Genomic DNA, 25,627 nt, shown 5'->3' on the forward strand with positions numbered 1-25,627 from the left:
GCCGCGATCGTCGGCGTCGTGGCCGCCGCCGCGTTCCTCGGTGTCGCCGAGTTCGGCGCACTGCTGCTCGGCGGGGCGGGCAGCCCCCTGGTCGCCGTCGGTTCAGCGGTCATCGACCTCGCTCCCCCGGGTGCGAAGGACTTCATGGTCGCCGTGTTCGGCACCGGGGACAAGGTCGCCCTGTTCGGGCTCATGACGGTGATCGTCATCGCGATCAGTGCCGGTGCCGGAGTCCTCGAGCGCGCACGCCCGCCCTTCGGTGCGCTCGTGTTCGCCGCCGGTGGTGTGCTGGCGCTGTTGGCCGTCAGCACCCGCTCGGGCAGCGGGAGCCTGGACGGCGCCCCGACGGTCCTCGGGATCGCCGCGGCCGTGGTCGTCCTGCGCCTGCTGCTCCAGCGGCTGCGACGGTGGGAAGCAGCGGCTGCCGTGCCGTCAGCGTCCCCGCGACCCGCCTCGGCGGAGCGCCGGACGTTCTTGATCTGGGGCGTCGCGACGGCGACCCTCGCGGTCGTGGTGGGCACCGCCTCCCGGCTCGGGTCGTCCGCGATGCAGGCGGCCGCTGCTGCCCGGCGGGCCATCCGGCTGCCCGCGGCGGCGACCGCGGCACCGGCGGTCCCCGCCGGTGCGTCGCTCGACGTCGACGGCATCACCCCGTACATCACGCCGAACGCTGACTTCTACCGGATCGACACGGCCCTGCGCGTGCCCATGGTCGACCCCGCCGACTGGTCGCTCCGGATCCACGGAGCGGTGGAGAACGAGATCACGCTGACGTGGGACGAGCTGCTCGCCCTGCCGCTCGAGGAGCACGTCGCCACGCTGAGCTGCGTGTCGAACGAGGTCGGCGGTGACCTCATCGGGACGGCCCGCTGGCTGGGCTACCCGATCCGCGAACTCCTCGCCCGGGCGCGTCCGACGGGCGACGCCGACATGGTGCTCTCACGGAGCATCGACGGGTTCTCCGCCGGCACCCCGCTCGACGTGCTGCAGGACGACGGCACCGCGGCGCTCCTCGCGGTCGGGATGAACGGCGAACCCCTGCCGACCGAGCACGGGTTCCCCGTGCGGATGGTCGTGCCGGGGCTGTTCGGGTACGTCTCGGCGACGAAGTGGGTCACCGAGCTCGAGGTCACCCGCTTCGCCGACGCGCAGGGCTACTGGACCCCGCGCGGCTGGTCGGAGCGTGGCCCGGTCAAGCTCGAGTCGCGCATCGACACACCGCGGAACGGGTCGACCGTGACCGCGGGCAAGCCGGTGGCGATCGCCGGGGTCGCATGGCAGCCGCACAAGGGCGTGAAGGCCGTCGAGGTCCGCGTCGGAGGCGGCGACTGGCAGCGCGCCGAACTCGCCGACTCGGTCTCCGCGGACACCTGGCGGCAGTGGGTGGTGCGGTGGACGCCGACCTCCGGCTCGCACCGCATCGAGGTGCGCGCGACCAGTGCGGACGGCGAGGTGCAGACGAGCGTGGACCGGCCGCCGGCGCCGAACGGGGCGACGGGCTGGCACACGGTGACGGTCGACGCGCGCTGACGCTCCGGCAGCGGAGTCTCGGAGTCGCAGGGTCGCGGGACACGCCCGCTGAGGTCCGCCGAGGGAGCAGGAAAGGTCGGTTCGCGGACGCGCAGGCGACACTTCGTGCCGCCCCGGCGAACCTGAGCGGCATGTCGTGACCACTGGCCGCAGGCGTGCTCCGGTCACCCGACGGCCTGGAGGACCGGTGCCGGCCCGCTCCGCCCCTCACCCCGGTCGCGTGACACGCCACATGCGTCGCGCCGGGGGTGCAGGAAGCGTCCGTTCGCGGACGCGCAGGCGACACTTCGTGCCGCCTCGGCGAACCTGAGCGGCATGTCGTGACCACTCGGCGGCGGGCAGCGTGCGGTCAGGCGGGCAGGGTCGCGACGATGCAGGTGCCGTCGACCTCGGCGTCCCGCTCGACGGCGGTGGTGAAGCCGGCGGCCGCGAACGCAGCGGCGGACGCCTCGGCCTGGGCTTCGGACACCTCGATGACGACCGCGCCACCGGGCCGGAGCCACTCCCCCGCGCTCGCGGCGATCCGACGGTGCAGGTCGAGACCGTCCGCACCACCGTCGAGGGCGATGCGGTGCTCGTGTTCCCGGGCCTCGGTCGGCATCAACGCGATCGACGCCGTCGGCACGTACGGGGCGTTCACCGCGATGACCGCCACGGCCCCGCGGAACCGCTCGGGCAACGGCGCGAACAGATCGCCTGCGACGACGATGCCGCGGTCGCCGATGTTCTCGGCCGCGACGTCGACGGCGTCCGGGTCAATGTCGGTGGCGAGGAGGTCGAGCGCACCGACTCGACCGAACAGGGCGACCGAGATCGCACCCGCGCCGCAGCACAGGTCGACCACGCGGTCGTAGCGCTGCAGCCGAAGCGCAGCCTGCTCGACGACGACGGTGGTGCGGGATCGCGGCACGAAGACCCCGGGGGTCACCCGGATGCGGTGCCCGTCGAAGGCGGCCCAGCCGAGCACGTACTCGAGCGGCTCACCGGCCAGCCGACGCTGCACCAGGGCGCGGAGTCGCACCGGCTCACCGTCACCGGCCTCGAGCAGCAGGTCGGCTTCGTCCTCGGCGAAGACGCTCCCCGCGGCCCGGAGCCGGGCCGCGAGGGCGTCACGCGCGGGATGGGTCACCACGGGCAACGGGACACGTCACGTCGCGGAGATGGTCCTGCGCCGTCGGCTGTGCCCATGGGTCGACGGCTCCGCTACGCTGCGCCGTCGAACATCGACGTCACGGAACCGTCGTCGAAGACCTCGTGGATGGCACGGGCGATGAGCGGCGCGATCGGCAGCACCTCGAGGCGGTCCCAGCGCTTGTCCATCGGCAGGGGCAGGGTGTCCGTCACGACCACGCGGTCGATGAACTCGCTCTGCAGCAACTCGGTGGCGGGGTCGGAGAACACGGCGTGGGTCGCGGCGACGACGACACCCGTGGCGCCGGCGTCCTTGAGCGCCTCGGCAGCCTTCGCGATCGTGCGGCCGGTGTCGATCAGGTCGTCGACGAGCAGGCAGACGCGACCGCTGACGTCACCGACGATCTCGTGCACCGAGACCTGGTTCGGCACGAGCGGGTCGCGACGCTTGTGGATGATGGCGAGCGGCGCACCGAGCTTCTCGGACCAGATGTCGGCGACACGGACGCGGCCCATGTCCGGCGACACGACGGTGAGCGTCTTCGGGTCGAGGATCTGGCGGAAGCGCTCGAGCAGCACCGGCATCGCGAACAGGTGGTCGACGGGGCCGTCGAAGAAGCCCTGGATCTGCGCAGCGTGCAGGTCGACGCTCATGATGCGGTGCGCGCCGGCAGCCTTGAACAGGTCGGCCACGAGGCGGGCCGAGATCGGCTCGCGGCCGCGGCCCTTCTTGTCCTGGCGGGCGTAGGGGTAGAACGGCGCCACGACGGTGATGCGCTTCGCCGAGGCACGCTTCAGGGCATCGACCATGATGAGCTGCTCCATGAGCCACTCGTTGATCGGCGCGGTGTGCGACTGGATGACGAAGGCGTCGCAGCCACGGACCGACTCGTCGAAGCGGGCGTACAGCTCACCGTTCGCGAACGTCCGTGCATCGGTCGGCACGAGGTCGACCCCGAGCTCCTCCGCGATCTCGGCAGAGAGCGCCGGGTGTGCTCGCCCCGAGACGAGGACGAGTCGTTTCTGGCCGGTTGTCTTGATTCCGGACAAGTGCGGTGCTCACTCCCTGACCCACGAGGGGTCGATGTCGGCGACGGGTGGTCGCCAGGATCTATTCGCCGTTCGCGAGCCGAGCAGCCTCGGCCGCCGGTGTGCCGGGTCGGTGTTCCTCGACCCATCCGTCGGTGTTGCGCTGTGGGGCGTAGCTGATCGCGAGCGATCCTGCCGGAACGTCCTTGCGGACGGTGGTCCCGGCGCCGGTGTACGCACCGTCACCAATCCTAACGGGGGCGACGAACACGTTGTGCGAGCCTGTACGGACGTTCGAGCCGACCTCGGTTCGGTGCTTGTGCACGCCGTCGTAGTTCGCGGTGATGGTGTTCGCGCCGATGTTCGAGTCCTCGCCCACCTCGGCGTCGCCGATGTAGGACAGGTGCGGGACCTTGCTGCCGCGACCGATCCGGGCGTTCTTCGTCTCGACGAAGGTGCCGATCTTGCCGTCGTCGCCGAGGATCGTGCCGGGCCGCAGGTAGGCGAACGGGCCGACCGAGGCGCCGTCCCCGACCACCGCGAGGGTGGCGTCGACGCGGTTGACCGTGGCGCGGGCACCGACCTCGGTGTCGCGCAGCGTGGTGTCCGGACCGACGACGGCACCGGCGGCGATCGCGGTGGCGCCGATGAGCTGGGTGCCGGGCAGGACTTCGGCGTCGGGCTCGATGGTGACGTCGAGGTCGATCCAGGTGGTCGCCGGGTCCTGCACGGTGACACCGGCGAGCTGGTGGCCGCGGACGATGCGGGCGTTGAGCTCGCGCGCGGCGTCGGAGAGCTGCGCACGGTCGTTGATGCCGGCGACGAGCCACGGGTCGGTCAGGGTGACGACGTCGATGCGCCCGCCGCGCTCACTGATCAGCGCGGGGGCGTCGGTGATGTACTTCTCGCCCTGCGCGTTCGCCGTGGTGAGCGACGGCAGGACCGCCCGCAACCGCGCGACGTCGAACGCGTAGATGCCCGCGTTCGCCTCGGTGATGGCCAGCTGTTCGGCCGTCGCGTCCTTGTGCTCGACGACGCTGACGAAGGCGCCGGCGTCATCACGCACGATCCGTCCGAGGCCCGTCGGGTCGGGGGCGATCGCGCTGACGAAGGTCGCCCCGTTGGCGGCACCGACGTGGGCGTCGACGAGCAGGCGGAGCGACGCCGCGTCGAGCAGCGGCACGTCGCCGGAGAGCACGACGACGGCACCGTCGAAGTCGGCGGGCAGGGCGTCGACCGCCACCTCGACCGCACGGCCGGTGCCGGGGATGGCGTCCTGATCGACGATGATCGCGTCAGGGGCGCGCTCCGCGACCTCGGCCGCGACACGATCACGCTCGTGCCGCACGACCACGGCGACGTGCTCGGGGCTGAGCGACGACGCCGTGCGCAGGACGTGCCCGATGAGCGGCAGCCCGGCGAGCCGGTGCAGCACCTTGGGCGTGGACGACTTCATGCGCGTGCCCTGCCCGGCGGCGAGGACGACGACGGCGATGCGCTGGTCGGTCATGGACCCATCCTGGCGCACCCGAGCCCGTAGCGTCCGACGCGAGCACGGTCCTGTGCGCAACCGTGCGCACAACCGCAGCCTGTGGACGGACCGGCACCGTGCCTCCAGGCAGCGCTCGCGCCCAGCAGCCGAGTCCTGGTGGCTCAGCCGAGGTCGGCGGCGTTCCCGGTGCCGCACCGCGACACACCACTCATGCTCGACTTCGTCGTCGCCGCGCCGAACTGGATGCGCTCGACGTCCCCGCCGCTCCCGTTCACCAGGTACCGCTTCGCCCCGGAGGTCATCCGGTCCGTCGAGTACTCCACGGTGAGCCCGTCCGCAGACCACGCCGTGCCCACCGACTTCGTCACGGCCTCGGGGTCCGCGACCCCCGCGCCGGTGCGGACGACGTTGTACAGTGCGCCGGTCGAGCCGTCGGCGAGCACACAGTCCTGCGCGTACTCCTCGGACCGATCGGCGTCCCAGTCCACGCCGGAACGCTTCATCGTCGAGTCGACGTACGCCACCGCGAGCTCCCGCTGGTGCTCCGCCGTCGGTGCTGCGCTCATGCTGTTCTCCTTGTTCGGGGTTCCCGCCGCACAGCCCGCGAGCATCGTGACGAGCATCACCAGGCCGATCATCGCCGGTCGTCGGTTCACAGAGACGGTCCCATCATGTTGTCGAGCAGCATCTGGTCGTGCTCGCTCACACCAGCATCGTCCGCCGGGGTCATCCCCGTGCCGTCGGCGACGGTCGCCCTGGCGACGTTGTTCAAGGATTCGGTGCCGAGGTCGAAGTACCCGTCGCCACCGCCGTACCCGATCGGGTCGTGCATGGTGACGCCGGCGCCCTCTGACGGGTCCCCGCCGTTGGTCCCGAACGTGGTGGCCCCGAACGACGAGTCCATCGGGTTCTCCCGCCCGCTGCCGAGTCGGCCCAACCACGCCCACTGGTCGCGCGGGTTGTCGGCCGGGTCCTTCGTCGGCAGGCCGGACGATCCCTGTCCCGCGTAGACGTGGTCGGCGTCGATGCCCGCTGCACCACCGACGTCGCCCTCGATCCCCGCCGACGCGACGCTCACGAAGTTGTCGACGTGGACGCCCTTGCCGTGCAGGGTGTCTGCTGCGGTCGTCGTGCCGTACGAGTGCGCCACGACGTTGAGGGTCGGTGGATCGGATCGAGATGCCTGGAACCCGAGCAGATCATCCGCGAGGCGGTCGGCACCGACTCGCGCCGCGTCCCCGTGCAGGACGCCCAAGGTCGTCGGCCCGCTCGGCACGGGCGGCGGCTCGTAGTTGATCCACGCGACCACCGCGTGGCTGCCACCCGAGTCCTCGAGGTCCTCCTGCGTCTGCCAGAGGTTCTGCGCCGCCGTGGTCCACCCCGACATGTCCTTCGTCGTCGTTCCCATGCCCGGCACCATGTAGGAGACGTTCGACGCCGTGTCGACGTCCCCCACGGCGACCGCGGCGAGCGGTGGTTCGTGTCCGGTGTCCAGGGTCAGCAGGGTGCGACCGGGCTCCTTGCTCGAAGCGAGGGTCTTCTCGATGTTGCGGTAGGCGTCCAGGTCCGCCTGCGCCGCGTCGATGGACATGTCCGCTGACTGGGACGCCGGCCATCCGAGCCCCTCCCGCCGCTCCTTCGCGTCGGCGAGGTCCTGCTCCGCCTGCGCCGTCGCGGTCACGAGGGTCATCCGGTTCGCCCGGTCCCGCGCCCAGGCGGGCAGCCCGCTGAGGTTCCCGACGACCGCGGGCAGCAGACCGATCAGGGCGTCTTGCGCTGCCGTGTGGTCTGCGCCCGTGGTGTCCTGTCCACCGCCGAGTGCTTTCCAGAGCGCCGCGACGTCCTCCGGGGACATCTCACCGAGGCGGTCGGCGAGGTTCCGGTCGAGCATCAAGAGCGCGCCGAGCTCGGTCGGCGACAACGACGCGAGGGTGCTCGCCAGGTCCGCGTCGGACAGGCCCACGCCACGACCGTCGATGCTCCCCAACCGCCCGAGGGTCTCCGGCCCCGTGATCACACGGAGCAGGGCGGCGTCCGCAGCTGCGCGGTCGAGCACGAGCTGGTCCCACTGCGCATCGAGCGCCGACGACTGGTCGGCGTTCTCCGTGACCGCCCGTTGTGCGTTCGAGAGGCTCGTGGCGTCCGCCTCGGTCGCGCCGTCCGCCTTCGCTGCTCGCTCGATCGCCGGCATCGCGGACTGTTGGGCGGCGACCGCGATCGCCAGCGTCGCGCGCTGCAGGCGGATGGTGTCCGCGTCGTCCTTGATCCGCTGGACGTCCTTCGCGTACTGGTCGAAGGCGTCGCCCGCCGCGTCGAACAGGGCGACCAGCCCCGTGGCACTCGGGCGCATGTCGTCGAGCAGGGCCGCGAACCGCGTCTGGGCCTCCCCCTTCCACGACGGCGAGGCAGTGACGTCCGACGCCGCGCCGATCTTCGCGAGTGCGTCCTGCACCGCGTCGGCGCGGTCGTGCCAGTGCCCGGCGAGCGCGGTGATGCCGGCCGGATCGCCGACGTCGGGCTCTTCGCCGCTCACTTGCCGTCCGCCTTCGCGGCGAGTGCTGCTTCCTCTGCATCGACCTGCAGACCGAGGTCGTGGGGGAACGTCGCGGCTTGCTCGAGCGCGGAGTCGACGGCATCGATCATGCCCTGGTGTGCCAGGGAGAGACCCGCCGTCCGGCTGATGACCTCGGACACTCCCAGGCACGCGGTGCTCTGTCCCGTGAACCGGTCGGTGTCCGCACCGAGCGCGGTGCGGGCGTCGGTGAGCGCGGTCGCGACCGACGCGAGTGTCTCCGACTCGATCCTGAGTTCTGACGCCCCCATGACGGTCCCCCCATCGTTCCGGCTGTCCGACGGTGACGATAGCAGCAGCGGATGTCGCTGTCAGCCCTGCACCTGCGGCTCTCGCTTGACGAACGCCATGAGCACCAGCCCGGCGATGAGCACGACGACCACGCCGAGGATCCCGAACCGGGTGGACCCACCGACGGTCACCGCGACGCCGAACAGCGCCGGCGCGAGGAACGACGCGGCGCGGCCGGTGGTGGCGTAGAGGCCGAAGAGCTCGCCTTCGCGGCCGGGGGTCGTCAACCGCGCCAGGTGGGCACGCGACGACGACTGCACCGGGCCGACGAACACCGCGAGGGTCAGCCCGAGCACCCAGAACCACTGCGTCTCGTTGCCGGCGGCGAAGACCCCGACCCCGCAGACGGCGAGTCCGACGAGCGAGACCATGATGAGCGCACGCGACCCGAACCGGTCGTCGAGGCGTCCGGAGACGAACGTCGCGATGCCGGCCACGACGTTCGCGGCGATGGCGAACAGGATGACCTGGGACGGCGTGAACCCGAACACCTGGGCGGCGACGATCCCGCCGAACGTGAAGACGGCACCGACGCCGTCGCGGAACACCGCGCTGGCGAGCAGGAACGCCAGGACGTTGCGCCGCTCGCGCCAGAGCCGGGCGATGTCGCGACCGAGGTCCGCGTAGGCGCCGAACACGCCACCGCCGCGGGTGCGGTCCGGCACTGCCTCGGGCACGGTGAGGAACAGCGGGATCGAGCTGACGGCCAGCCAGACGGCGGCGATGCCGATCGCGACGCGGACGTCCCACTGCCCGGTGGCGACGGTCGCCGGCAGCTGCAGGAGCCCGCCGACGACACCGTCGCCCCGGAAGTCCTGGATGCAGAGCACGAGCAGCAGCACGAGCAGCACGATCCCGCCGAAGTACCCAGCCGCCCACCCGATGGCGGACACCCGGCCGGTGCGTTCCCCGGAGGCGACCTGCCCGAGCATGGCGTTGTACCCGACGGTCGCGATCTCGTAGGCCACGGTGCCGATGCCGAGCAGGGCTGCGCCGAGGAACAGGTACGGCTGGCTCGGCGCGACGAAGACCATGCCGCCGATCGACAGCGCGACACCGATCGTGGCGATGAGGACGGAGCGACGGCGGTGTCCGGACGAGTCCGCGAGCCGCCCCATGGCCGGCGCCACGAGCGCGACGACGATCCCCGCGATGGTCAGTGCGGTCGACACGACGGCGGCGTTGTGCGCGAGCTCCCGCTCCACGATCGCCTTGCCCGCCGCCGACGTGTCGCCGACGAGCGCCGGGTCCACGAACGCCCGGCTCGCCAGGTACGTGCTGAACACGAAGGTGGTGACGACCGCGTTGAACGCGGCCGACCCCCAGTCCCAGAGCGCCCAGGAGACGAGCGCGCGCCGGTCGGTGCGCTGCGGCACGACGGCGGCCGGTGAAGCGGTCATGCGCGAACCGTAGCGCGTCCCGGTGACGCGGCGGTGGCCCCGTTCCGGGTCACGTGCGGGACGGGAGGCACGTCGTGGCCCGGCCCCGCGCCGCCCGTCCGCACCGTGCGCGCGCCGTCACCCGGTGCGAGCTTCCACGCACCGTGCCCGGCCGCAATGCCGCACCAAGCACGCAACGCGGCCCGAGCCAGCGAAGCCCGCACCGTGCCGGACCGGAGGCACGTCGCAGCCCGGCGCCGCGCCTCCCGTCCGCACCGTGCGCACGTCGTCACTCGGTGCGAGCTTCCACGCACCGTGCCCCGCCGCAACGCCGCACCAAGCGGCCGAGACCGCACCGTCCGACAGACCCCGCACCGTGCCGGACGGGAGGCACGTCGCAGCCCGGCGCCGCGCCTCCCGTCCGCACCGTGCCCACGTCGTCACCCGGTGCGAGCTTCCACGCACCGTGCCCCGCTGCAACGCCGCACCAGGCACGCAACGCGGCCCGAGCCAGCGAAGCCCGCACCGTGCCGGACGGGAGGCACGTCGCGGCCCGGCGCCGCGCCTCCCGTCCGCACCGTGCGCGCGCCGTCGCCCGGTGCGAGCTTCCACGTACCGTGCCCGGCTGCAACGCCGCACCAAGCGGCCGAGACCGCACCGTCCGACAGACCCTGCACCGTGCCGGACGGGAGGCACGTCGCGGCCCGGCCCCGCGCCTCCCGCCCGCACCGTGCACGCGTCGGCACCCGGTGCGCGCTTCCACGCACCGTGCCCGGCCGCAACGCCGCACCAAGCGGCCGAGACCGCACCGTCCGACAGACCCTGCACCGTGCCGGACGGGAGGCACGTCGCGGCCCGGCCCCGCGCCTCCCGTCCGCACCGTGCCCACGTCGTCACCCGGTGCGCACTTCCACGCACCGTGCCCCGCCGCAACACCGCACCAGGCACGCAACGCGGCCCGGGCCGGCGAAGCCTGCACCGTGCCGGCTCAGGCCGGGACGCCGCCGGGGTAGACGACGGACTTGAGCGACTCCGGGTCGGTGTCGCTCTCGAGAGCCTCGCGGACGTCGTCGAGCCCGAACCGGCCGGTGACGAGCGAGTCGAGGTCGACCTGCCCGGACGCGACCAGCTGGATCGCCACCGGCCACGTGTTCGTGTACCGGAAGATCCCGGTGACCGTGACCTCGAGGTTCTGGATGTGCTCGACCGGCAGGGTCATCTCGGAGTTGCCGAGCCCGACCAGCACCGCGGCACCCGCCGGACCGACCGCCTTGATGCCGTCCGAGACCGCACGGGGCGCACCGCTGGCGTCGATGAACGCGTCGACGGGGACGATGTCGGACGCGACGGACACGGCGGTGGGGTCGACGACCTCGGTGGCGCCGTACTCCAGGGCCCGCGCACGGCGCTCCGGGACCAGGTCGCTGACGACGATGCGTGACGCACCGAACGCCTTCGCGACCTGCGCGCAGATGATGCCGATCGGACCGGCACCGGCGATGAGCACCGACGAACCGGGCACGATGCCGGCCTTGCGGACGGCGGCGATGCCGACCGACAGGGGCTCGAGGAGCGCACCGGCCTCGAACGACACCGAGTCGGGCAGGACGTGCGCGAACTCGGACTCGATCGTGACCAACTCGGTGAAGGCACCGTCGACCGGCGGCGTCGCGTAGAAGCGCATGTGCGGGCAGAGGTTGTAGCGACCGGCCAGGCACTGCGCGCAGCGGTGGCAGGGGCGCTGCGGCTCGATGGCCACGCGCTCCCCCACACGGGACGGGTCGACGCCCTCGCCGACCGCCTCGATCGTGCCGGAGAGTTCGTGGCCGAGGACGAGGGGCTCCTCGACGACGAAGTCGCCGATGCGGCCGTGGCGGTAGTAGTGCACGTCGGAGCCGCAGACGCCCACGGCGGCGACCCGGACGAGCACGTCGCCGGCGTCGACGGCGGGGACGGGGCGGTCCTCGACGGTGAGGTCCTGGGTGCCGAGCAGGACACTGGTGCGCTGGGTGGAGGTCATGCGGTTCTCGCTTCCTCGGCCGCGTCGTCGCGGCCGGACGTGAGGGTGGTGGAGGGGGCGGCGGCGGATGCCGCGGGCGCGGTCGCCGCGGTGGCCGGTCTGAGCCGCGATGCCGTCGGGTCGCGCAGCAGATCACGGAACCCGAGTTCAGCAGCGCCTCGGAGCAGGACATCGGCACCGAGCGCCGCCGGTGCGATGCGCAGCCGCTCGGTCACGGCAGCCATCGACTGCGCCCGGACCTCAGCCTCGATGCGGTTCCCGACGTGGCCGAGGAGCACTCCGAGGAACCCACCGAGGACGACCACCTCGGGGTTGACGGTGTGGATGGCATTGCGGAGTGCGGTCGCGAGGGCCGTGACCTGGCGGTCGACCACCCGCTCGACCTCGGGACGGCGCTGCGCGAGCGCCGCGGCGAGCGCTGACGGGTCGTCCGAGGCGACGCCGGCGGCAGCGACCAGGGCATCACGCGACGCCTCGGTCTCGAGACACCCGACAGCACCGCAGTGACAACGGACACCGTTCGCTGCGACGAAGGTGTGACCGAGCTCGCCGGCGTACCCGTCCGCACCGCTGAGGGGCCGAGCGGCACTGATGACGCCGCCGCCGATACCGCTCGCGCCACCGTTGAGGTAGATCAGGTCGTCGACTCCGCGGCCACTGCCGTACAGCCGCTCCGCCCAGGCGCCGGAGTTCGCGTCGTTCGCGGCCCGGACCGGCAGACCGGTGCGCTCGGCGAGGGGACGGGCGATCGGTTCGTCGTGCCAGCCGAGGTGCGGCGCGTAGCGGACCACGCCGTCCTCGACCCGCACGGTCCCGGGGACCGCGACACCGATTCCGGCGATCCGCGTGGGCGGGCCTTCCCCGGCGATCAACTCGTCCAGGAGTCCGGCGATGGTCTCGACCGCCTCGGCAGCGGTCGGGGCGCTCTCGCTCGCCGCCACCGCGCGGGTGCGCACGCTGCCGTCGAGTCCGACGAGTGCGACGGTCACGGCGTCCACCTCGACCGTGACGGCGACCGCGACCACCTCCGCCGAGGCACGGACCACCGGGCTCGGGCGGCCGACGCCAGCACTCGTGCTGCCGGTCCCGGGCACGTCCTCGTGCACCAGCCCGAGTTCGACCAGTTCGCCGACGAGCGTGAGCGTGGTTGAGCGGTTGAGTCCGGTGCGGCGGGTGAGCTCGGCGCGGGTGATCGGACCGTCCTCGTGCGCCAGGCGGAGGACACGTGCGGCGTTGCGCAGCGCCGGGGTCTGCGCGACACCGGGTGCTGCAGCTGTGCGTGCCATCGGGTCCTCTCGGTCGGTCCTTGCTTACTTGCTTGCTTGCTTGCTTGCTTGCTTGCTTGCTTGCTTGCCCATCCTCGCGTGCTCGGTCCTTCCCAGAACGCCGGCGATGGAAAGCGGGATCGGGCGTACCTGGTCGAAACGAACGACCAGGTGTGCCCGGATTCAGCAGGTACGCCCGGAAGCGGTGAGCGCGTTCGAACGCAGGCGGCCCGGTCAGCGCGACTGCGAGAACGCGGCGTCGAACGACGCCTCCGGCGGCGCGATGGTGCCGAGCCGCCGTACGAACGCCAGCGCCTCGGGCCCGCCGACGAGGCGGTCCATGCCGGCGTCCTCCCACTCGACGCTGGTCGGGCCGGCGTACCCGATGTGGTTCAGCACGCGGAACACCCGCTCCCACGGCACGTCCCCGTGGCCGGCGGTGACGAAGTCCCACCCGCGCCGGGGGTCGCCCCACGGCAGGTGCGACCCGAGCCGGCCGTTGCGACCGTCGAGCTGCTTCACCGACTCCTTGCAGTGCACGTGGTACACCCGGTCGGCGAAGTCGAGCAGGAACGCGGCGGGGTCCAGGTCCTGCCAGACGAAGTGGGACGGGTCGAAGTTGAACCCGAACGCCGGGCGGTCCTGGAACACCTCGAGCGTGCGCTTCGCGGTCCAGTAGTCGTAGGCGATCTCGGACGGGTGCACCTCGAGCGCGAACCGGACCCCGACCTCCTCGAAGACGTCGAGGATCGGTGACCAGCGGTCGTGGAAGTCCTGGTACCCGGCGTCGATCATCGCCGGCGGCACGGGCGGGAACCCGGCGACGGTCTTCCAGATCGACGAGCCGGAGAACCCGGTGACGGTGTCCACCCCGAGCGCGGCGGCGGCACGGGCGGTCCACTGCAGTTCCTCGGCCGCACGCTGCCGCACGCCCTCGGGATCGCCGTCGCCCCACACGTGCGGCGGCACGATGTCCTCGTGCCGCTGGTCGATCGGGTCGTCGCACACGGCCTGGCCGACCAGGTGGTTGGCGATCGTCCAGACCTGCAGCCCGTTGCGTTCCAGGATCGCCTTGCGCCCGGCGACGTACTCCGGGTCCGTCGCAGCGCGCCGGACGTCCAGGTGGTCGCCCCAGCAGGCGATCTCCAGCCCGTCGTAGCCCCACTCGCCGGCGAGTCGGGCCACCTCTTCGAAGGGCAGGTCGGCCCACTGTCCGGTGAACAGGGTGACCGGCCGGGAGGCCCGGGTCGTGTCCGTCGTGTCGCTCGCGTCCGTCGTCGTCATCGTCGTCGTCCTTCTTCGCGGTGGTCGGGTTCCGTCACCAGGATCCGGGCGCGGACCCGGCCGGGACGGTGGCGGGTCGCTCGACGCGCGAGTGCACATCGACGACCGAGTGGTCTCGGGCGGCGGCGGAGACCGCCTCCATGACCTCGAGCACGTGGAACGCGAGGTCGCCGGAGGCCCGGTGCGGCCGGTCCGTCGCGATCGCGTGGGCCATGTCGGCGAGGCCGTAGCCGCGACCGGCGTCGGCGTACCCGGCGGCGACCGGCAGGTCCCGCCACGAGCGGTCGTCGGCGGTGGCGATCGACACGGTGTCCGAGAACCGGTTCGGGTCGGGGACGCCCAGGGTGCCCGCGGTGCCGTACACCTCGAACAGCGGGGCGCGGGTGGCCCAGACCTCGAACGAGACGGTCACGGTGGAGACCACGCCGCCCTCGTGCTCGAGGATCGCGACGACGTGCGTGTCGATGTCGACCGGGATCGGGGTGCCGGCGTTCGGCCCCGTGGCGACGGTGCGCTCGCGGGTGGAGCGGGTCGCGCTGCCGCTGACCCGGACGACGGGCCCGAAGAACGTGACGAGGCTGGTCAGGTAGTACGGCCCCATGTCGAGCAGCGGTCCGCCGCCGGGCTGGTAGTAGAAGGCCGGCGCCGGGTGCCAGCGTTCGTGCCCGGGGGCGCTCCAGGCGACGGCTGCGCCGACCGGGGTGCCGATCGCACCGTCGTCGAGCGCGGCGCGCGCGGTCTGGACGCCGGTGCCGAGGACGGTGTCCGGGGCGCTGCCGACGCGCAGGCCGGCGGTGCGGGCGGCCTCGAGCACCGGGGCGGCCTCGGCGGTGGACATCGCGAGCGGCTTCTCGCCGTAGACGTGCTTGCCGGCGGCGAGTGCCCGGGTGGCGATGTCGGCGTGTGCGGCCGGGATCGTCAGGTTGAGCACCACGTCGACGTCGTCGGCGGCGAGCAGGTCGTCCACGGTGGTGCCGCGCACGCCCTGTGCCGCACCGACCTGCTGGGCACGGGCGACGTCGAGGTCGGCGACCGCGGCGAGTTCGAGTCCGGGCAGGGCCGGGAAGTGCTCGAAGTACTGCTGGCTGATGACCCCGACGCCGACCACGCCGACCCGGAGCACTCCCTCGTTCAGCGTGCTGCCCACAGGAGTCCCCGTTCGATGATGGTGCGGAGTGGCTGCGACTCGACGACCTCGAGGCGGTGCCCTGGTGCGGAGACGAACACGCGGCCCTCGCCCCACTGCCGTGTCCAGATCGCCGGTGCGGTGACCGGTCGGTTCCAGGCGTCGAAGTCGCGCACGTCCTGAGTGGTGGTCGCGAGGACGTCGTTGTACTCGTCGGACAGCACCCAGTACTGCTCGGTGACGAGGTCGAAGTCCTCGATGCCCTGCGTGATCGGGTGCTCGTGCCCGAGGTCGGTGAGGTGGACCGTGTACGGGATGTAGTTGTCCGACTGTTCCCCGACGCGCTCGTCGGGGTGCTTGCCGGCGTGGTGGGCGAACTGGCCGCCGACCATGTGCAGGTAGTCGGCGGTGTTCCGGAACGCGTCCGCGATGCCGCCGTGCCAGCCGGCCAGTCCGGCGCCGCCCAGGACCGCGCGCTGCAGCCCGGCGAACTCGTCGTCGGCGATGGTCGACATCGTGACGACCTGCACGATCAGGTCGACCTCGTCCATGACGGCGGCGTCGGCGTAGACGGCCGTCGAGTCCGACACCCGGACCTCGAACCCGTTCTCCTGCAGGAACGGGATGAACAGGTCGGTGGTCTCGACGGGCTGGTGGCCGTCCCACCCGCCGCGGACGACGAGCGCCCGGCGGGTCTGCTCGGCGGCGCTCACGAGGTCGCCGTCCAGGTGCTGCCGGCGGCGGCGCTGCGTTCGACGGCGTCGAGGACCCGCTGCACGTGCAGGCCGTCGGCGAACGACGGTGACGGGTCGGTGCCGGTGGCGACGGCGTCGATGAAGTCCTTCACCTGGTGGCTGAAGGTGTGCTCGTACCCGATGAGGTGTCCGGTCGGCCACCACGCGGCCATGTAGGGGTGCTCGGGCTCGGTGACGAGGATGCGCCGGAAGCCCTGCTCCGCCGCAGGGGCGTTCGACTCGTACAACCGCAGCTCGTTCATCGCCTCGAGGTCGAACTGGATCGCGCCGTCGGAACCGCTGATCTCGAGCGTCAGGCCGTTCTTCCGCCCGGTCGCGTAGCGCGTCGCCTCGAAGGTGCCGATCGCACGGTCGGCCGCGCCGCCGCTGAGCCGTGCGGTGAAGAACGCGGCGTCGTCGACGGTGACCTGCCCGCGTTCGCTCGACGCGGTGCCGGAGAGCCCGACCCCCTCGGCCATCAACGGACGCTCGGTCACGAATGTCTCGAGCGTGCCCGACACGGTGGCGAGCGACGAACCGGTGACGTGCTCGACCAGGTCGATGGCGTGCGCGCCGATGTCGCCGAGCGCACCGGACCCCGCGAGCGACTTGTCGAGCCGCCAGGTCATCGGGCCGTCCTCGTCCGACAACCAGTCCTGCAGGTAGAGCGCGCGGACCTGGCGCACGGTGCCGATCCGGCCGTCCTGCACCAGCTGCCGGGCGAACGCGATCGCGGGCACGCGGCGGTAGCTGAACCCGACCATCGCCCGGACGCCGCGTTCGCGGGCGGCGTCGGCAGCGGCGGTCATCGCCTCGGCCTCGGCAACGGTGTTGGCGAGCGGCTTCTCGCACAGGACGTGCTTGCCGGCCTGGAGCGCGGCGATCGCGATCTCGACGTGCGAGGACCCCGGGGACACCACGTCGACCACGTCGATGTCCGGATCGGCGACGACGGCACGCCAGTCGGTGGACGCCGCCTGCCAGCCGTACCGCTGCCGGGCTGCCTCGGTGCGTTCGGGATCACGCCCGACGATCACCGCCATCTCCGGGTCGGCCCCGAGGTCGAAGAACCGGGGAGCGGTCCGCCACGCCTGTGAGTGTGCGGCTCCCATGAAGCCGTGCCCCACCATCGCGACCCGCAGTCGTTCCTGTGCCATCCGCTCGCTCCTTTGCGATCACGTGCTTGCCACAGCCAACACTACCGCTTATGTTGGGCGCGGCAACATTTTGTTTCGACGACGAACGGTGACCACCATGGCAACGACGCCCACCCGTGCAGACAAGTTCTCCTTCGGTCTCTGGACCATCGGCTACAACGGCTCGGACCCCTTCGGCGGGCCGACCCGCCCCGCCCTCGACGTGGTCGAGGCGGTCGAGAAGCTCGACGAGCTCGGGGCCTACGGCCTGACCTTCCACGACGACGACCTGTTCGCGTTCGGTTCCACCGACGCCGAGCGCCAGACCCAGATCGACCGCCTCAAGGGCGCCCTCGAGTCGACGGGGATCGTCGTGCCGATGGTCACAACGAACCTGTTCTCCGCCCCGGTCTTCAAGGACGGCGGCTTCACCTCGAACGACCGGCAGGTCCGCCGCTTCGCGCTCCGCAAGGTCCTGCGCAACATCGACCTCGCCGCCGAGCTCGGCGCCTCGACGTTCGTGATGTGGGGTGGCCGCGAAGGCTCCGAGTACGACAGCGCCAAGGACGTGCAGGCCGCGCTCGAGCGGTACCGCGAGGCCGTCAACCTGCTCGCCCAGTACGTCACCGACAAGGGCTACGGCATCCGGTTCGCCATCGAGCCGAAGCCGAACGAGCCCCGCGGCGACATCCTCCTGCCGACCCTCGGCCACGCGATCGCCTTCACCGAGACGCTCGAGCGCCCGGAGCTGTTCGGCATCAACCCCGAGGTCGGCCACGAGCAGATGGCGGGCCTGAACTTCACCGCCGGCATCGCCCAGGCGCTCTACCAGGGCAAGCTCTTCCACATCGACCTCAACGGTCAGCGCGGCATCAAGTACGACCAGGACCTGGTGTTCGGCCACGGCGACCTGCAGAACGCGTTCTCGCTCGTCGACCTGCTCGAGCACGGTGCCCCGCAGGGCGGCCCGGCGTACGACGGCCCGCGCCACTTCGACTACAAGCCCAGCCGCACCGAGGACATCAGCGGTGTCTGGGACTCCGCGTCGGCCAACATGCGCATGTACCTGCTCCTCAAGGAGCGTGCGCAGGCGTTCCGCGCCGACCCCGAGGTGCAGGCGGCACTCGAGGCGTCGAAGGTCGGCGAGCTGTCGACGCCGACGCTGAACGACGGCGAGTCGTACGACACGTTCCTCGCCGACCGCTCCGCCTACGAGGACTTCGACACCGACGCCTACTTCGGCGGCAAGGGCTTCGGCTTCGTCCGCCTGCAGCAGCTCGCGATGGAGCACCTCATGGGCGCGCGGAATTGAACGCGGACGCGCCAGCGGCCGCATTCCGCGCGCCGAGGCGGCCTGCCGCCGAGGAGAACTGATGGCACTCGTCGCCGGCGTCGACTCCTCGACCCAGTCCTGCAAGGTCACCATCCGTGACGCCGCGACCGGTGCGGTCGTCCGCGAGGGCCGCGCTTCCCACCCGGACGGCACCTCCGTCGACCCCTGCCACTGGTGGGACGCCCTCGGTGCCGCCGTCGCGGACGCCGGCGGCCTCGACGACGTCGGTGCCGTCGCCGTCGCCGGGCAGCAGCACGGCATGGTCGCGCTCGACTCCGAGGGCCGCGTCGTCCGCGACGCCCTGCTCTGGAACGACGTCCGCAGTGCGGACGCGGCCGCGCAGATGGTCGACGAGCTCGGCCAGGAGGCGTGGGTCGCCCGGACGGGGCTGGTGCCGGTCGCGTCGTTCACCGGGACCAAGCTGCGGTGGCTCCGCGACGCCGAGCCCGAGAACGCGGCCCGCGTCGCGGCCGTGGCGCTCCCCCACGACTGGCTGTCATGGCGGCTCCGCGGGTACGGTCCGGCGGACGAGAGTCCGCTCGGCCCCGACCTGGAGGCCCTGGCGACGGACGCGTCCGACGCCAGCGGCACGGCGTACTGGGACCCGGTGCGCCGCGAGTACGACCCGGAACTGTTCGAGCTCGCACTCGGGCGGCCGATGCGGCCGGCGTCGATGGGTGACGACGACGCCGTGGTCGTGCCCCGCGTGGTTGCTCCCGACGAGGCGATGGGCACCCTGTCCACCGACGTCGAGCTGCCCGGCGGCGCGGTCGCGCCCTCCGGCCTCGTCGTCGGCGCCGGACTCGGTGACAACGCCGGGGCAGCGCTCGGCCTGGGTCTCGGCCCGGGCGACGTCGCGGTGTCCCTCGGCACGAGCGGCACGGTCTTCGGGGTCAGCGACGCCGAGGTGCGTGACCCGAGCGGGACCGTGGCGGGCTTCGCCGACGGGACCGGGTCGCGCCTCCCGATCGTCACGACGCTCAACGCGGCCCGCGTGCTCGAGGTGATCGGCGGCCTGCTCGGCGTCGACCACGACGCGCTCGGCGAGCTGGCGCTGCAGGCGCCGGCCGGGGCCGACGGCCTCGTCCTGGTGCCGTACTTCGTCGGCGAGCGCACGCCGAACCGGCCGGACGCGACCGCCTCGCTGCTCGGCATGACGCCGGCGACCACCGACCGGGCGCACCTGGCCCGGGCGGCCTTCGAGGGGATGCTCTGCGCCCTCGCCGACGGACTGGCCGCGGTGCAGGACACCGGCGTGACCGTCGAGCGGCTGCTGCTCATCGGGGGCGCTGCGCGGAACCCGGCGGTCCGCGCCGTCGCCGCGCAGGTGTTCGGCCGTGACGTCCTGGTGCCGGAGCCCGGCGAGTACGTCGCCGCGGGGGCTGCGAAGCAGGCCGCGTGGGCGCTCACCGGAGCCCTGCCGACGTGGGACACCGCGACGACCACCGTGCCGTCCGACCCGCACCCGGAGGTGCTCGAGCAGTACCGCGCGGCGGCGCGCTGAACCGACACTCCGTGCCCCCGGCGCCGTCCTCGACGGTGCCGGGGGCACGATCGTCCCGGAGGACACACCATGCCACTGACCGACCTGCCCCTCGACGCGCTCCGCGCCCACCGCTCCGACGTCCGGCGCCCAGATGACTTCGACGCCTTCTGGGCGGACACGATCGCCCTCGCCCGGACCGCGGGCGAGGGGGTCGAGCCGGCCCTCGTGCCCGCCGAGACCCCGGTCACCGGTCTCGTCGTCGAAGACCTGACGTTCCCCGGGTTCGCCGGTGACCCGGTGCGGGCGTGGGTCAACCGTCCCGTGACCGACGACCCGGGCGCACTGCCGGTCGTCGTCGAGTTCCTCGGCTACGGCGGTGGCCGCGGTCGCCCGGGTGAGCGCGTGCACTGGGCCCTCGCCGGGTACGTGCACGTGGTGATGGACACCCGCGGCCAGGGCTCCGGGTGGGCCGGCGGCGACACCCCGGACCCGCACGGCTCCGCACCGCACGCCAGCGGGTGGATGACGAACGGCATCGGCTCCCCTGCCGACCACTACTACCGCCGCGTGTACACCGACGCGGTCCGCCTGGTCGACGCCGTCCGCACGCTGCCCGGCGTCGACCCCGATCGCATCGCGCTGACCGGCGGGAGCCAGGGCGGCGGGATCGCCATCGCCGCAGCGGCCCTGGTCGAGGCACACGTCGGACCGATCACCGCGGTGCTGCCCGACGTGGCGTTCCTGGCCGACTGGCGGAACGGCACCGACGTCGCGGTGGGCGGTCCGTACCTGGAGCTCGCGCAGTACCTCGCCGTGCACCGCGACGCGGCCGAGGGCGTGTGGGAGACCGCCGCGTACTTCGACGGGGTGAACCACGCCGCCGGCATCACCGCACCGGCGCTGTTCTCGGTCGCGCTGATGGACGACGTCGTCCCGCCGCGCACGACCTTCGCCGCGTTCAACGCCCTGGGCTCCACCGACCGCGAGATCGCCGTGTACCCGTACAACGGGCACGAGGGCGGCGGCTTCCGGCATTGGGAGCGTCAGGCGGCGTTCCTGGCGGACCGCCTGCGCTGACGGACGTCGCGCGTCACCGGTCGCTGCTCACGGGTTCGGTCCACGCTGCGCGCGGAGGTCCCCGAAGGTGAAGCGCTCGCGGTCGACGTCGTCCTCGGACTGCACGATCCAGCCGCGTCTGGCAGCCCGTGCCCGCGCCCGCGCCCGGTAGGAGGTGATGTGGACCGGGGCGACCCTCGGTGCACGCTCGTAACCACTCATCAGATCCTCCGATCTGTCCCCGAGCCTCCGACCCTGTTCGGAGGAGGACAGTTTGAGTACCTCTTGGACGGTAAACGCCTCGCGCGGCGTCCACAATGCCCCCCGAACGGGTGCGGGTCACATCCGCGCACCTCGGATACCGACGGCGTCGTGGCGTCGGAGGCCGATCCACACGAGCGCCTCGTACGCTCCCACGTATGGACCAGGCACCGACCACGGCGAGTGGTCCCGAGCACGGCGGAGCACGGCTGTCCCGCACCGTGCACGAGGCGCTGCGGTTCGTGCACGCACACGCCCGCGAAGCGATCTCGGTACCGGACATCGCCGCCGCCGCGAACCGGTCGACCCGAGGCCTGCAGAGCGCGTTCCGGCGGGAGCTGCAGACCTCGCCAGCGTCGTACCTGCGCGGGGTCCGGCTCGAGGGCGTCCGCCGCGACCTGCTCTCCATGACACCGGCGGACCGTCGCACCATCGCGGACGTCGCGAAGCACTGGCACTTCAGCAACGCCGGGCGGATGGCGGCCGAGTACCGCGCCGCGTTCGGCACCGCACCGTCGGCGGCGCTCCGGTCGTTCGACCCGGCGGACCCGGACCCCCGCGCCACGACGGACCTCGGTGTCCCCCCGGGCGAGGGCTCGCGCTTCCGCGTCGTGCTCGACTGCGAGGTGGAGATCGAGGACGCCGACGCGACGTTCGCCAGCGCCCTGCGCCGCGCCCAGGGCGACGACCACCCCTGGCACGGCTACGACCCGGACGGCAGCACCGCTGACGTCGTCGCGTTCCTGCTGGCGAGCGCCGTCCGCGGGGTCGCCGGTGACACCTCCGGCATCCGACTGCGTGCCGTCAACCCGATGCTGCGGGCGCCCGACCAGCACGGCGGGTACCCGTCGGCCGAGCTCCCGCCGTGGTCGGCACCCGGCCACCCCGGACGACCGGACGGACCCACCGCATGACCGGCACCCCGCGTCGACGCCGCTCCGCACTGCTCGCCGCCGCGCTCACCGCAGGACTCGCACTCGCCGGCTGCACGGCCCCGACCGCCGCCCACGCTGATGGGTTCGACGTGACCGGCTTCCAGCCCGAGAACGCCGACACCGCCCTGGTGGACGCGAACGCCGCCGCGATGGACGTGGTCGGCGTCGACGGGTTGCTGCTGAACCGCACGGGGTCGAAGGTCACCGCACCGTCGCGCGCCGCCAAGGCCCAGCGCAACCGGGCACACGCCAACGGGCTCACCGCGCAGCTGCTCGTCAGCAACTACTCCGAGGCCGACGGGGACTTCAGCGAGCCGATCGCCCGCAGGCTGCTCACCTCGCCCGCGAACCGCGCCCGGGTCGTCCGATCACTCGCCGCCGACGTGGCCACGGGCGGCTGGGACTCGGTCATGATCGACCTCGAGGCGCTGACCCCGGCCGAGAAGCCCGGCCTCACGGCCTTCGCCCGCGAGCTCCGGGCCGCCGTCGGCGACGACGTCCGGCTCGACATCGCCCTGTCCGCGTCGACCACCGCGGCCGGGTACGCCCGCCTCGGCTACGACGTGCGCGCCCTCCGTGCCCCGCTCGACCACCTGACGCTCATGGCCTACGACCAGCACGGCCCCTGGGAGCCGGACGCACCCGGTCCGGTCGGTTCGCTCGCGTGGTCGTCGAAGGCCGCCCGTGCACTCGTGAGCCTCGCTCCCCGCGACCAGATCGTGCTCGGTGTCGCCGGGTACGGCTACCACTGGAAGGGGAAGCGTCCGGCCGGTCAGCTCTCCGACGCCCAGGCACGACTGCGGGTCCGGAAGGCGGGCGCGACCGCCCGCTGGGACGCGACGGTCGGCGAGTGGACCGCGACCCTGCCGAGCGGCGAGGTGCTCTGGTGGTCCGACGCACGCTCACTGCGTGCGCGGGTCGCGCTGGCGGAGCGGCTCGGTCTGACGGGCGTCGCCGTCTGGTCACTGGACCTGTCCGACCGGCTCGACCCGCTCGGGTGATCAGGACCCGCTGACGGACGGGAGGCGCGGTGCGAGCCCGCACCGCGCCTCCTGTTCGTCACCCGGTCACGCCCAGGGCACGTGGTCCGTCACCGGGTCAGACGAGCGACCACGCCACCAGGCGGGGGTCGCCCGGGGTGACCTCGTGCACCGCGCCCGTGACCGCGACGGTGGCGCGCTGGGTGGCGGTGCCGGGGACGGGGTGTCGGACCGGACCGTCGCCCGAGGCGACGATCCCACCCGCTGCCACCGAGCCTGACGGCCGCGACGCCGCCGCGTGCGACGCCACCCAGACCTGCACGTCGCCGGGCTCGACCACCCTGCGCATCCGACGGTCGGTGAACGCGAAGCGCTGCACCGGGACACGGAAGCGGACCCGCACGGACTCCCCCGCTGCGACCGCGACGCGCGCGTAGCCGAGGAGCTGCACCTCGGGCCGGGTGACGCTGCCGTGCACGTCGTGCCCGTAGAGCTGCACGACGTCCTCGCCGTCGCGCACCCCGGTGTTCCGGACCGTCACCGACACGGTGAAGACGCCGTCGGACCGGACGTCCGGGTCGACGACGAGCTCGTCGTACGCGAAGTCGGTGTAGCCGAGGCCGAAACCGAACGGTCGCACCGGCGTCGAGTCCGCGGCGGTGACGTCGGACGGACCGCCGAGCCGCGGGTGCAGGTACGTGAACGGCTGCGCGCCGGCGGACCGGGGCAGGGACAGCGGCAGCCGGCCCGAGGGCGAGGCCACGCCGGTCAGCAGGTCGGCGATCGCCAGCCCGCCGCCCTCGCCCGGGAAGAACGCCTGCACGACCGCGGCCGGGCGCGGCTGGTCGCCGTCGAGCGCCCAGCCGATCGCGTACGGCCGGCCGGTGAGCAGCACCATCACGGTGGGGGTGCCGGTCGCGACGACGGCCTCGACCAGCTCGCGCTGCACGCCGGGCAGGTCGAGCGACTCGGTGTCGTTGCCCTCGCCGACCGTGCCCCGGCCGAACAGGCCCGCCTGGTCGCCGACGACGACCACCGCGACGTCCGAGGCGGATGCGACCGCAACGGCTTCGGCGAAGCCGGCCCGGTCGTTCCCCGTCACGGCGCAGCCCGTGGCGAAGCGGACCGCTGCCGGACCGAGCGCCTGGGCGACGGCTTCGCGGACGGTCGGGATCGCGAAGCCGAGCGGCAGGTCGGGGTGCGAGGCGAGCACGTGGTTGGCGAACGAGTAGCAGCCCTGCAGCGCCTCGGCGCGGTCGGCGTTCGGGCCGATGACGGCGACCGAGGCCCCCGGTGCGAGCGGGAGGACGGGGGTGGTGCCGTCGGCGGTGCCGCTGTCGACGCTGGCGCTGCCGCCCTCGTTCGACAGCAGCACGAGCGACTCGGCTGCCAGCCGCTTCGCGAGCGCCTGGTGCAGCGGGGTGTCGAGGTCGATCCCGGTGGGGGCGTCCTCGGCGAAGGCGTCCGGTTCGAGCAGGCCGAGCCGCTCCTTCTGCCGGAGCACCCGGAGCACGGCACGGTCGACGAGAGCCTCGTCCACCTGCCCGCTGCGGACCCGCTCGACGAGCGGTGCGAGGTACGCGTCACCGGTCGGGAGCTCGACGTCGATGCCGGCCTCGAGCGCCAGCGCCGCGGCCTCGCCACGGTCGGCGGCGATGCCGTGCATGACCTCGAGGAACGCCACCGAGAAGTAGTCCGCGACGACCGTGCCGTCGAAACCGAGCCGGTCGCGGAGCAGGCCGGTCAGCAGCTCGCCGTTCGCCGCGACGGGCACGCCGTCGATCTCGGCGTACGAGTTCATGACGCTCCGGGCGCCCCCGTCGCGCAGCGCCATCTCGAACGGCGGCAGGTACACGTCCGCGACCTCACGGGCCCCGGCGTGCACGGGGGCGTGGTTCCGCCCCGCCTGCGACGCCGAGTACCCGAGGAAGTGCTTCAGGGTCGCGTCGACCCCGGCCGACTGCAACCCGCGCACGTACGCGGTGCCGACCGTGCCGACCAGGTAGGGGTCCTCGGCGATGCACTCGTCGACCCGCCCCCAACGCGGGTCGCGGATGACGTCGAGGACCGGCGCGAGGCCCTGGTGGACGCCGAGCTGCCGCATCGACGCACCGATCGCGGCGCCGACCTGCTCGACGAGCTCCGGGTCGAACGACGCGCCCCACGCCAGCGGCGTCGGGAACGTCGCGGCCTTCCACGCGGCGAGGCCGGTCAGGCACTCCTCGTGGACGAGCGCCGGGATCCCGAGCCGGGTCTCGCACTGCAGGCGGCGCTGTTCCGCCCAGAGCCAGGCGGCACGCTCGTCGGGTTCGACGGGGCGGGTGCCGTAAACGCGGGTGAACTGCCCGATGCCGTCGCGGGTGATGTCCGCCAGGGTGCCGCCCTGCTGCACGGCCGCCATCTCGCCCTGCATGGGGGCGACGACGCCGTTCTGGTCGAGCCAGTAGCCGACGAGCTGGGCGACCTTCTCGTCGAGGGTCATCTCGGCGAGCAGGGCGTCGGCGCGGGGGCCGGCGGGGGTCGCGGTCGCGTCCGTCGCGGTCGCGGTCGCGGTCGTCGCGGTCGCGTCCGTCGCGCTGTCGGCCTG

General features: G+C 72.8%; 21 protein-coding genes. 6 read left to right on the plus strand and 15 right to left on the minus strand.

Going from position 1 to position 25,627, the window contains the following annotated elements; translation table 11 throughout:
* Nucleotides 1-18 precede the first annotated feature (18 nt).
* Nucleotides 19-1,530 carry a molybdopterin-dependent oxidoreductase gene (locus tag BIU95_RS10765; RefSeq protein WP_254783343.1) on the plus strand — a complete coding sequence of 504 codons (1,512 nt, stop codon included), beginning with the start codon at nt 19-21 and terminating at the stop codon, nt 1,528-1,530.
* 349 nt (nt 1,531-1,879) lie between these two features.
* Here BIU95_RS10765 and BIU95_RS10770 read toward each other — a convergent pair whose 3' ends face one another.
* From BIU95_RS10770 to BIU95_RS10830, 13 genes are all read right to left on the minus strand, one after another.
* Nucleotides 1,880-2,659, minus strand: coding sequence for a putative protein N(5)-glutamine methyltransferase (locus tag BIU95_RS10770; RefSeq protein WP_310809467.1), 780 nt, complete (start codon nt 2,657-2,659; stop codon nt 1,880-1,882).
* A gap of 74 nt (nt 2,660-2,733) precedes the next feature.
* Complete coding sequence (locus BIU95_RS10775) at nt 2,734-3,711, minus strand: ribose-phosphate diphosphokinase (RefSeq protein WP_017886775.1); 978 nt, start codon at nt 3,709-3,711, stop codon at nt 2,734-2,736.
* 61 nt (nt 3,712-3,772) lie between these two features.
* Nucleotides 3,773-5,200, minus strand: coding sequence for a bifunctional UDP-N-acetylglucosamine diphosphorylase/glucosamine-1-phosphate N-acetyltransferase GlmU (gene glmU, locus BIU95_RS10780; RefSeq protein WP_071251660.1), 1,428 nt, complete (start codon nt 5,198-5,200; stop codon nt 3,773-3,775).
* A gap of 143 nt (nt 5,201-5,343) precedes the next feature.
* Complete coding sequence (locus BIU95_RS10785; protein WP_139179749.1) at nt 5,344-5,748, minus strand: hypothetical protein; 405 nt, start codon at nt 5,746-5,748, stop codon at nt 5,344-5,346.
* Between the two features lie 86 nt (nt 5,749-5,834).
* A complete protein-coding gene (locus BIU95_RS10790) occupies nt 5,835-7,715 on the minus strand; it encodes an alpha/beta hydrolase (RefSeq protein WP_071251661.1) in 1,881 nt (626 codons plus the stop codon).
* Nucleotides 7,712-8,005, minus strand: coding sequence for a hypothetical protein (locus BIU95_RS18705; RefSeq protein ID WP_052481666.1), 294 nt, complete (start codon nt 8,003-8,005; stop codon nt 7,712-7,714). Before BIU95_RS18705 ends, BIU95_RS10790 begins: the two co-directional genes overlap by 4 nt.
* A gap of 60 nt (nt 8,006-8,065) precedes the next feature.
* Entirely contained in the window at nt 8,066-9,445 is a 1,380-nt protein-coding gene (locus tag BIU95_RS10800) for an MFS transporter (RefSeq protein ID WP_071251662.1), read from the minus strand.
* 967 nt (nt 9,446-10,412) lie between these two features.
* Nucleotides 10,413-11,444 carry an NAD(P)-dependent alcohol dehydrogenase gene (locus BIU95_RS10805; RefSeq protein WP_071251663.1) on the minus strand — a complete coding sequence of 344 codons (1,032 nt, stop codon included), beginning with the start codon at nt 11,442-11,444 and terminating at the stop codon, nt 10,413-10,415.
* Entirely contained in the window at nt 11,441-12,730 is a 1,290-nt protein-coding gene (locus tag BIU95_RS10810; protein ID WP_071251664.1) for an ROK family transcriptional regulator, read from the minus strand. The genes BIU95_RS10805 and BIU95_RS10810 overlap by 4 nt, the downstream gene beginning before the upstream one ends.
* 213 nt (nt 12,731-12,943) lie before the next feature.
* The gene (locus tag BIU95_RS10815; protein ID WP_042537748.1) at nt 12,944-13,993 is read right to left on the minus strand and encodes a sugar phosphate isomerase/epimerase; all 1,050 of its coding nucleotides are present in this window, start codon (nt 13,991-13,993) and stop codon (nt 12,944-12,946) included.
* A 34-nt stretch (nt 13,994-14,027) separates the two neighbouring features.
* Entirely contained in the window at nt 14,028-15,140 is a 1,113-nt protein-coding gene (locus BIU95_RS10820; RefSeq protein WP_083389338.1) for a Gfo/Idh/MocA family protein, read from the minus strand.
* On the minus strand, nt 15,125-15,832 hold the full coding sequence (locus BIU95_RS10825; RefSeq protein ID WP_071251665.1) for a ThuA domain-containing protein: 708 nt from the start codon (nt 15,830-15,832) through the stop codon (nt 15,125-15,127). Before BIU95_RS10825 ends, BIU95_RS10820 begins: the two co-directional genes overlap by 16 nt.
* Nucleotides 15,829-17,010: a Gfo/Idh/MocA family protein gene (locus tag BIU95_RS10830; protein WP_071251666.1), complete on the minus strand. Its 1,182-nt coding sequence runs from the start codon at nt 17,008-17,010 to the stop codon at nt 15,829-15,831. Before BIU95_RS10830 ends, BIU95_RS10825 begins: the two co-directional genes overlap by 4 nt.
* Nucleotides 17,011-17,107: 97 nt before the next feature.
* Here BIU95_RS10830 and xylA point away from each other — a divergent pair, with 97 nt between their 5' ends.
* The 3 genes from xylA (at nt 17,108) to BIU95_RS10845 (ending at nt 20,885) form a co-directional block, all read left to right on the plus strand.
* The gene (gene xylA, locus BIU95_RS10835; protein WP_031259514.1) at nt 17,108-18,301 is read left to right on the plus strand and encodes a xylose isomerase; all 1,194 of its coding nucleotides are present in this window, start codon (nt 17,108-17,110) and stop codon (nt 18,299-18,301) included.
* Nucleotides 18,302-18,362: 61 nt separating this feature from the next.
* Entirely contained in the window at nt 18,363-19,826 is a 1,464-nt protein-coding gene (gene xylB, locus BIU95_RS10840) for a xylulokinase (protein WP_071251667.1), read from the plus strand.
* A gap of 69 nt (nt 19,827-19,895) precedes the next feature.
* The gene (locus tag BIU95_RS10845; RefSeq protein ID WP_071251668.1) at nt 19,896-20,885 is read left to right on the plus strand and encodes an acetylxylan esterase; all 990 of its coding nucleotides are present in this window, start codon (nt 19,896-19,898) and stop codon (nt 20,883-20,885) included.
* Nucleotides 20,886-20,912: 27 nt separating this feature from the next.
* On the opposite strand, the gene BIU95_RS18710 is transcribed toward BIU95_RS10845, so the two are convergent.
* Nucleotides 20,913-21,086: a hypothetical protein gene (locus tag BIU95_RS18710; RefSeq protein WP_175470755.1), complete on the minus strand. Its 174-nt coding sequence runs from the start codon at nt 21,084-21,086 to the stop codon at nt 20,913-20,915.
* A gap of 197 nt (nt 21,087-21,283) precedes the next feature.
* Between BIU95_RS18710 and BIU95_RS10850 the strand changes: the two genes are divergently transcribed.
* Both BIU95_RS10850 and BIU95_RS10855 read left to right on the plus strand, forming a co-directional pair.
* Nucleotides 21,284-22,039, plus strand: a complete 756-nt coding sequence (locus BIU95_RS10850) for an AraC family transcriptional regulator (RefSeq protein ID WP_071251669.1) — start codon at nt 21,284-21,286, stop codon at nt 22,037-22,039.
* A complete protein-coding gene (locus BIU95_RS10855) occupies nt 22,036-23,061 on the plus strand; it encodes a glycosyl hydrolase family 18 protein (RefSeq protein ID WP_071251681.1) in 1,026 nt (341 codons plus the stop codon). The genes BIU95_RS10850 and BIU95_RS10855 overlap by 4 nt, the downstream gene beginning before the upstream one ends.
* Nucleotides 23,062-23,158: 97 nt before the next feature.
* Here BIU95_RS10855 and BIU95_RS10860 read toward each other — a convergent pair whose 3' ends face one another.
* Complete coding sequence (locus tag BIU95_RS10860) at nt 23,159-25,534, minus strand: glycoside hydrolase family 3 N-terminal domain-containing protein (protein ID WP_071251682.1); 2,376 nt, start codon at nt 25,532-25,534, stop codon at nt 23,159-23,161.
* Nucleotides 25,535-25,627 lie beyond the last annotated feature (93 nt).

This window comes from Curtobacterium sp. MCBA15_007, assembly GCF_001864905.1.
GTDB lineage: Bacteria > Actinomycetota > Actinomycetes > Actinomycetales > Microbacteriaceae > Curtobacterium > Curtobacterium poinsettiae.

Bases quoted from the DNA above. Each gene is read 5' to 3' on its own strand.
- glmU (WP_071251660.1), bottom strand. From the start codon at position 5,200: ATGACCGACCAGCGCATCGCCGTCGTCGTCCTCGCCGCCGGGCAGGGC.
- BIU95_RS10785 (WP_139179749.1), bottom strand. From the start codon at position 5,748: ATGAGCGCAGCACCGACGGCGGAGCACCAGCGGGAGCTCGCGGTGGCG.
- BIU95_RS18705 (WP_052481666.1), bottom strand. From the start codon at position 8,005: ATGGGGGCGTCAGAACTCAGGATCGAGTCGGAGACACTCGCGTCGGTC.
- BIU95_RS10800 (WP_071251662.1), bottom strand. From the start codon at position 9,445: ATGACCGCTTCACCGGCCGCCGTCGTGCCGCAGCGCACCGACCGGCGC.
- BIU95_RS10805 (WP_071251663.1), bottom strand. From the start codon at position 11,444: ATGACCTCCACCCAGCGCACCAGTGTCCTGCTCGGCACCCAGGACCTC.
- BIU95_RS10810 (WP_071251664.1), bottom strand. From the start codon at position 12,730: ATGGCACGCACAGCTGCAGCACCCGGTGTCGCGCAGACCCCGGCGCTG.
- BIU95_RS10815 (WP_042537748.1), bottom strand. From the start codon at position 13,993: ATGACGACGACGGACGCGAGCGACACGACGGACACGACCCGGGCCTCC.
- BIU95_RS10830 (WP_071251666.1), bottom strand. From the start codon at position 17,010: ATGGCACAGGAACGACTGCGGGTCGCGATGGTGGGGCACGGCTTCATG.
- xylA (WP_031259514.1), top strand. From the start codon at position 17,108: ATGGCAACGACGCCCACCCGTGCAGACAAGTTCTCCTTCGGTCTCTGG.
- xylB (WP_071251667.1), top strand. From the start codon at position 18,363: ATGGCACTCGTCGCCGGCGTCGACTCCTCGACCCAGTCCTGCAAGGTC.
- BIU95_RS10845 (WP_071251668.1), top strand. From the start codon at position 19,896: ATGCCACTGACCGACCTGCCCCTCGACGCGCTCCGCGCCCACCGCTCC.
- BIU95_RS18710 (WP_175470755.1), bottom strand. From the start codon at position 21,086: ATGAGTGGTTACGAGCGTGCACCGAGGGTCGCCCCGGTCCACATCACC.
- BIU95_RS10850 (WP_071251669.1), top strand. From the start codon at position 21,284: ATGGACCAGGCACCGACCACGGCGAGTGGTCCCGAGCACGGCGGAGCA.
- BIU95_RS10855 (WP_071251681.1), top strand. From the start codon at position 22,036: ATGACCGGCACCCCGCGTCGACGCCGCTCCGCACTGCTCGCCGCCGCG.